Annotated in this window: 6 protein-coding genes; 2 read left to right on the top strand and 4 right to left on the bottom strand. The window is 70.1% G+C overall.

Translation table 11 applies throughout. The features are described 5' to 3' along the window. Positions 1–28: 28 nt before the first annotated feature. A complete protein-coding gene (locus HUW62_RS26870) occupies positions 29–2023 on the bottom strand; it encodes a CapA family protein (protein WP_176436009.1) in 1995 nt (664 codons plus the stop codon). A gap of 146 nt (positions 2024–2169) precedes the next feature. Beyond that, a complete protein-coding gene (locus HUW62_RS26875; protein ID WP_176436010.1) occupies positions 2170–2676 on the bottom strand; it encodes a DoxX family protein in 507 nt (168 codons plus the stop codon). A gap of 205 nt (positions 2677–2881) precedes the next feature. On the opposite strand from HUW62_RS26875, the gene HUW62_RS26880 reads away from it, so the two are divergent. Beyond that, on the top strand, positions 2882–3841 hold the full coding sequence (locus tag HUW62_RS26880) for a hypothetical protein (protein WP_176436011.1): 960 nt from the start codon (positions 2882–2884) through the stop codon (positions 3839–3841). 244 nt (positions 3842–4085) lie between these two features. Here the strand turns inward: HUW62_RS26880 and HUW62_RS26885 are convergent, their stop codons facing one another. After that, positions 4086–4886, bottom strand: a complete 801-nt coding sequence (locus HUW62_RS26885) for a methyltransferase (protein ID WP_176436012.1) — start codon at positions 4884–4886, stop codon at positions 4086–4088. Positions 4887–4984: 98 nt separating this feature from the next. Here HUW62_RS26885 and HUW62_RS26890 point away from each other — a divergent pair, with 98 nt between their 5' ends. Beyond that, complete coding sequence (locus HUW62_RS26890) at positions 4985–6049, top strand: DUF2169 domain-containing protein (protein ID WP_176436013.1); 1065 nt, start codon at positions 4985–4987, stop codon at positions 6047–6049. 159 nt (positions 6050–6208) lie between these two features. On the opposite strand, the gene HUW62_RS26895 is transcribed toward HUW62_RS26890, so the two are convergent. Continuing rightward, the coding region (locus HUW62_RS26895; protein ID WP_176436014.1) for an immunity 49 family protein at positions 6209–6740 on the bottom strand (532 nt) is incomplete at its 5' end.

A 6740-nucleotide genomic window follows, 5' to 3' on the forward strand; every position in this document is an offset into this window, starting at 1 on the left:
TCGCGTGTGAAGAAGGACGGCGCGAGGTTCAGCGCACGGAGACGGGGCCCTTGCCTTCGCGGCGGAGAGCGCCATCGTCGGAGATGCGGGCGCCGGAGTCGGGGAAGTCCGTGGCGGTGAGGTCCTGCAGGAGCTTGATGACGGCGCCCTTCTCGTCGGGGACGGCGATGCCCTTGTCCACCTGCTTCGTGGCGAGGACGCGGCCGGCGGTGAAGTCACCCGCGCGGTCCAACTCCACCTCCAGCACCATGCCGAGCCCCTGCGGGCCCTTGAGGTTGAAGCGGCCGTAGGTGGCGAAGTTGCCGAGTGAGTACGCGATGAGGCGGCCCTTGTAGAACTCCAGGCCGCGCACGACGTGGGGCCCGTGGCCGATGACGACGTGCGCGCCCGCGTCCACCACCGCGTGCGTGAAGGCGCGCAAGTCACCGCGGTCCTCACCGAAGAACATCTCTCGGCCGTTGGGGACGTGGAGGGCCTTACCGCCCTCGGCGCCGCCGTGGAAGGAGACGATGACGATGTCGTGCTCGGCCGCGGCGGCGCGCACCAGTGCCGTGGCCGTGGCGGTGTTGTTGAGGTGGTTGCAGGAGGGCGACGTGTGGAAGGCCACCATGCCGATGCGCAGGCCGTTGCGGTCCACGGTGGCCACGGAGCCCGGGGGTCCGCTCCAGGCGATGCCGTGCGCGTCGAGCGTGGCCTCCGTCTCGCGGCGGCACAGCTCGCCGAAGTCACCCGAGTGGTTGTTCGCGGTGGAGGCCAGGTCCACGCCTGCGTCCTTGAAGAACTGGCCGTAGGCGGTGGGCGAGCGGAACGCGTAGCAGTTGCTGGACGAGCGGCACTTCGTCGTCTTGCCGTTGTCGCAGAGGGGGCCCTCGACGTTCGCGAAGGTGACGTCCGCGTCCTGCATCAGGGGGAGCACTCCCGCAATCACGCTACCGCCGCCATCGGGTGGCAGGTTGTCTTCGGGGATGGTGGTGCCGAGCATCATGTCGCCCACGGCGCGGATGCGCACCTTGGCATCGGCGGGAGGAGGAGGACGGTTGCTGGCCTGCGTGGACTGGGAGAGCTTCGCCTGGAGGGCGGCCTGGCCTCGCGCCTGGGCGAGCGCGGTCTCCAAGTCCGCGTGCTCGGGGTCGAGCTTCTGGACCTCGGTCCACTGCGTGAGCGAGTCGGCCCAACGGTTCTCGACGGAGTAGGCCCAGCCCAGCTCCCAGCGGCAGTCCACGCGGGTGGGCAGGGCCTTCACGCAGGCGGAGAGCTCGGTGATGGCGGTGGCGGTGTCCTTCGACTTGAGGGCTTCGAGGCCTCGGACGTAGCGAGCCTCGGCCTCCTCGGGGGAGGGCACGAAGGTGGCGCCGGAGCCCAGGGCGAAGGCCGCGGCACGGAGGGCGCCCGCGCCGGCTCGGGCCGCGGCGCTGCCCAGGTCGGAGACGGTGCCCTGGGCGGGAGCGGGTTGCTCGGTAGGCGGGGTGTTCGATGACGTAGCCAAGGCGGGCTGCACCGTGGCGACAGGAGTGCCACGGGCCAGCGCGGTGCTCACGGCCTGGGTCCCCGTGCGAAGCGCGGCGGAGGCCACGCTGGACGGAGATTGGCTCACGGCGGAGCGCACGGAACCGGCACCCGCGCTCAGCATCGAGGAGGCCACGTTCGACGAGGACTGGCTCGCGACGGAGCGCACGGAACCAGCACTCGCGCTCAGCATCGCGGAGGCCACGTTCGAGTGAGCGGTGCCCACCACGGCCTTCACGGAGCCTTCTCCGGCGCTCAGCATGACGGAGGCAACGCTCGGATGATCCGCACCCAGCACCGCCAGCGCGGATCCATCCCCCGCGCGCTTCGCGGCGCTCGCGACCGAGGACTCCGTACCCAGGGCGGAGCGCACGGATTGGGAGCCGGCCGAGGACAGCAGCTCGGCGCTCTCGGTGACGGGCGCTGTGGAGAACTTGTTGGCGGGAGCGGGCTCGCGCGCCGGGGAGGTACCCGGCGAGGTGGCGAGCGCCAGCAGGACGAAGACGGACGGAAGCATGGGCCCGCGCATCTTACGAGGCTCCAGGCCCTCCAGGGACAGCCCCCATGTGCCCGCCCCATCGGCAGGCGGGCAGACGACACACACACCTGCCCCCGACGCTGGCATGTGCGTCACCGGGCACCCCCACTCCCCCTACGGGCCCCCTAGCCGAGCAGGTCCAGGAGCCGCGAGCGGCGGCGCTGGCGAGGCAGCAGCCTCCACCGACGCAGCTCCTTGCGCTTCACCCGCTCCTCCAAGGCACCATGCACCGACAGCTGCCCCGGTCCCCGCAACAGCAACCCGAGGGAGATGGCACACAACGCGACGTTGAACTCGTACCCGCCCTTGGTGATGTCGAAGCCCTTGGGGCCATGCACCTTGGCGATGGCGACGGCCTGGGTGACGAGCACGGCCAGCGCGGCGGGCCGGGTGGCGAAGCCCAGGATGGCGCTCACGCCCGCGAGGACCTCCGTCACGCCCGTGGCCAGCACGAAGGGGCGGCCGGGCTTGAACCCGAGCTGCTCGAAGAAGCCCGCGTGCTGCTCGGTGCCTTCCTTGCGCAGCTTGGCCAGCCCATGGACCACCATCGTCGAGCCGAGTGACAGTCGCGGAGGCAGCAAGGCCGCCGCCTTGAGGAAGTCGGGTTGCTCGGTCAGCGTCACCACGTTCATGCCCTGTTCTCCTTGCTGGGGGGCCATGCATGGGCCCGTCCGGGAAACCTGAGTACGTTGGGAACGGACCGGATGAGTCGCACGCGCGGCCACAGCGCCCTCCCTCGGTGGACAGGCGGGCTCACGGCCGCTCCACTCGACGCCTCACGTGTGGAGAGCCAGGCGGCTCGACCCGGAGCACGGCGGGCGCCAGACTGGTCCGCCCATGGCCCTCCGCGACGTGTTCCTGTCCCTGGCGTTGTCGCTGTCCGCCCCGGCCTTCGCGCAAGAAGGCGTCACCGTCAGCGTGCGCTGTACGGAGACGTGCACGGTGGTCTTCGACGGAAAGCGAGGGCGTCGAGTCAACGAAGCCCTCTGGGAGTTCCAGGGCATCACCCCGGGAGCCCGTCGAGTGGAGGCCACGGGAGTGCTCGGTCGTCCCCTGGTGAGCGGCTTCGCGGACATCCCCGACACGGCCCTGGCGACCGTCTACCTCGTGAGCAACCAGCGCATCGTCGTGCGCAAGGAGAGCACCACCTCCCCCGGCACCCCCGAGTGGGTGGAGGGAACCGCGCGAGTCGCACCTGGAGGCACCGAGAAGACCCCGAGCCCTCCCCCACCGCCACCGTCCACCGCGAAGAGCGTGGCCCTCGTGAGCTGCCTGGAGGCCTGCACGGTGATGCTCGACGAGCGCAGGGGAACGCGTCGAGATGAACGGACCTGGGAGTTCCGAGACGTGGAGCCCGGCAAGCGCCGCGTGGAGGGCACGGCGGACCTGCTCAACCGGAAGCTCTTCGCCAGCTATGTCGACGTGCCCGCGGGAACGGAGGCCACGTATCAGGGTGACTCGAAGGGCCGCGTCATCCTCACGAAGCACCGAGCACTCGCGGACATCAAGGAGGCGCGTGAGCAGGCGGGACTCGCGGACACATCGCGCCTGCATGTCCGCTGTCTCAAGTCCTGCGAGGTGACGCTGGACGGTGCACGCAAGGGTGAGGCAGGAGGCTCGGGTGGACTCATCCAGGACGTGAAGCCAGGACGGCGCGAGCTGGCGGTGACGTTCACCCTGGGCAAGCAACAGCGTCGCGTGACACTCGACGTGCCCTCGCGCAGCGAGGTGTTCATCACTGCGTCAGAGGGCGGCGGCCTCCAGGTGACGAACACCAGGCCCCTGGGCGCTGAATAGCCGCTCAGTCGCTCTCGCTCGGGGGCAGAGCCTGCTCCGTGAGGGGCGGATCCATCAGCGTGGCGACCTGGGGCGCGGAGCCGCTCAGTCGCTCTCGCCCGAAGACAGGGCCTGCTCCGTGAGGGGCGGGTCCATCAGCGCGTCGACCTCAGGCGAATAGCCCCTCAGTCGCTCCCGCTCGGAAGCAGTGACTGCTCCGCGTGGAGCAGGTCCATCAGTGCGACAACCTCGGGCGCGTAGCCGCTCAGTCGCTCTCGCTCGGAGGCAGGGCCTGCTCAGCGAGGGGTGGATCCATCAACGCGGCGACCTCGGGCGAGTAGCCTCCGGGCCCCTCGCCATGGACGACGAGCGGCGGGCGCACGGTGAGGCCCCTGTCCCTGTCACGCACGGCCTGCACGAGAAACCGTGTCGCGGGAGCATCCACGCGCGAGTGCACGAAGCGCAGGACGCGAGGATGCAGCTTCGCCTGGGCCAGCCACCCCAGCACCTCCGCCGCGCGCGCCGCGGGATACACCAGGCTCACCAGTCCCCCGGGAGCGAGCGCGTAGCGCGCCGCCGTGATGACGGCCTGGGCATCACAGGCCACCTCCGACTTGGAGATGGCGCGCTCGTCATCCGGGCTGCGCACTCCCGCATCGGCGACACGGAACGGAGGGTTCGACACGACATGGCCATAGGCGCCACCGGTGACGAACCCCCGGATGCGACACAGGTCTCCGAGCACCGGCCGCACCCGGGCCTCACAGTCATTGAGCGCCACGGCGCGAGCAAGCCGGGCAAACACAGCGGGCTGGAGTTCGAGCGCATCCACGGGCCCAAGGCCGAACTGCTTCACCAGGAGCAATGACACCACACCGCTGCCCGCGCCCAGTTCGAGGACGGGACTCGCCGGGCCCCTGGTGGACTCGGTGGCCGCGAAGTGCGCGAGCAGCACGGCATCCAGCGTGAACCGGTAGCCATTGCGTCGCTGAAACACGCGCACGCCCGCCGTGCCGATGGAGTCGACAGTCTCGTCCGGGCCGGGCTGGAGGTGGGAGGGTGTCACGGGGGATTCCAGCAAGCTTGCATCCGCGTCGCACACGCGTCCACTCGGGTGGCCCTGCCGTCCTGTCACGCGCTCACGGGGACTGATAGAGATGAAACATGGGGCACCCGTCCACCGAGAACCGCACCCCCTTCATCTTCGAGCCCCTGTTCCTCACCGATGAGGTGCTGCGTCCCCTCTTCGTGCCCGTGGTGAAGGCCACGTTCGACTTGAAGCCTCGCGGCGCGCCGGTGCTCGCGGAGGAGCAGGCGCCCCTGATGGTGGCGGGTGAGCGCTGGGACGGAGAAGAGACGTCCAGCCTGCGCCTGGAGCCCGAGGGCGCGTTCACCAAGGTCGGCACGGACGTGGTGCTGCTGGGACACGCGCACGCGCCCAAGGTGGGGACGCGCGAGCTGCTCGCGGAGCTGCATGTCGGGCCCATCCACAAGCAGGTGCGCGTGGTGGGGGACCGGACGTGGTTCAAGAGCCTGGGGGGTATCGGCATCACCCAGCCGCTGGCCTTCGAGCGCATCCCCCTGCGCTACGAGCGGTCCTTCGGAGGCTGGGACAAGAGCGCGCAGGACGCCGCGAAGCACACGTTCGAGCCTCGCAACCCGCTGGGCACGGGCTTCCGAGCCAGGGGGAGTCGATTCGAGGAAGGGCTGCGGCTGCCGAATCTGGAGTCGCCCGGTGAGTTGTTGAAGACGTGGGGCCAGTGCCCGACGCCCATGGGGTTCGGCTTCATCGAGCCGCACTGGCAACCGCGCGCGTCCTATGCGGGGACGTACGACGACGCGTGGCGCAAGTCGCGCAGCCCGCTGTTGCCGAAGGACTTCGACCGGCGCTTCCTGAATGGGGCGCCCAAGGACCAGCTCGTCACGGAGTACCTGCGGGGTGGTGAGTCCGTGTTGCTCGGCCACGTGACGCCGGGTGGGGTGATGGGCTTCAAGCTGCCCGCGCTGACGCCGCCACGGGTGCTGGCACCGCGAGCACGGGGCCTGGACGACGCGGACCTGGAGCTGAAGCTGGACACGGTCGTCATCGACACGGATGCGATGAAGCTGTTCCTCGTGTGGCGAGGCACGTTCACCTTGCAGCGCGAGCCGACGGAGCTGCGCTCCATCCAGGTGACGTGTGATGGCGCGGAAAAGCTCGCTCCCGGGCAACCCGTCGGGACGGGGTGACGTCCGAGGGCGCGGCAGAGCGCGTTTCCCGTCACCACGAGGGCCCGGGGTGACCGAGGACACAGCGGGGCTCGTTTCCGGTCACCACGTGGGCTCGGGGTGACGTCCGAGGGTGCGGCGGCGCATCTCCGAGCAGCCCATCGCCCAAGATGACGCTGGCTACTCCGCCGGAGTCGTCTGAAGGGCCCAGTCGCCCGTGTACGTCACGGTCATGGGCACGCGGGCGAGGGGAGGGCAGTAACGGAAGCTGGTGTCCTCGGGAGCGATGCCGGCGCGCTCGGCCAGCCTCAGCAAGGCGAGTCCTTCCAGCCAGATGAACCGATGTGGCGCGAAGGACGTCACGGGCGTCGACAGCGAGCGAGCGCGCTTCTCGATGTTGAGGCCATGTTCGAGGCACGCGGTGGAGAAGGCCTCGGAGAAGGCGGTCCGATCCGAGGAGGCCAGGGCCCGAGCGACGGCGACGCGGCTGGAGTAGGGCTCCTTGCCCACCTTCTCCAGGGGAACGAGCACACGCTCCAGGGCGACGGGCGAGGCGGGTGGGGTGCGTCCGAGGAGCTGGAGGGTGAAGGCCCAGAGGAACTCGGCCTCGTACTCGGCACCCTGTTGCCACTGGGTGCTGGAAGTGGCGGCGACGGCCTCGGCGAGGGGGAAGTGGCCGGCGGCGAGGGCACCCAGGAGGGGGGTATTGCGC

Source organism: Myxococcus sp. AM011 (assembly GCF_013372595.1).
Taxonomy (GTDB): domain Bacteria; phylum Myxococcota; class Myxococcia; order Myxococcales; family Myxococcaceae; genus Myxococcus; species Myxococcus eversor.

Coding starts and splice junctions, on each gene's coding strand:
- HUW62_RS26870 (WP_176436009.1), bottom strand. CDS start 2,023: ATGCTTCCGTCCGTCTTCGTCCTGCTGGCGCTCGCCACCTCGCCGGGT.
- HUW62_RS26875 (WP_176436010.1), bottom strand. CDS start 2,676: ATGAACGTGGTGACGCTGACCGAGCAACCCGACTTCCTCAAGGCGGCG.
- HUW62_RS26880 (WP_176436011.1), top strand. CDS start 2,882: ATGGCCCTCCGCGACGTGTTCCTGTCCCTGGCGTTGTCGCTGTCCGCC.
- HUW62_RS26890 (WP_176436013.1), top strand. CDS start 4,985: ATGGGGCACCCGTCCACCGAGAACCGCACCCCCTTCATCTTCGAGCCC.